The organism is Vibrio sp. OPT46, assembly GCF_015163535.1.
Classification (GTDB): Bacteria; Pseudomonadota; Gammaproteobacteria; order Enterobacterales; family Vibrionaceae; genus Vibrio; species Vibrio alginolyticus.
Genome location: NZ_JADDYG010000753.1, coordinates 1 through 218 on the forward strand (window position 1 = coordinate 1; position 218 = coordinate 218).

Below are 218 nucleotides of genomic sequence, written 5' to 3' on the forward strand. Positions count from 1 at the left end.
GCACCAGGAATAAAGGCTGCTGCGCCATTTTCGAGAAGTCGGACACGTGCGCCTGCACGATTAATATCGAAAATCTCACCTGTGAAACAAGTTTTCTTGCTCGGCTCATCAGCAAGCGTACGTGCATATAGCCAATCTGAGACATTTCGCTCAGCGATTTTATGATGTTTACGATGTAGAGCTAGCTCTTCGCCTACTTGGTCATCTGGTTTTTGTAC

At 46.3% G+C, this 218-nt stretch carries 1 protein-coding gene; it reads right to left on the reverse strand.

Features of this window, described 5'->3' with window-relative positions; translation table 11 throughout:
- Nucleotides 1–218: S1 RNA-binding domain-containing protein (locus tag IQR33_RS26760; RefSeq protein WP_193844212.1), on the reverse strand; the 218-nt coding region annotated here is incomplete at both ends.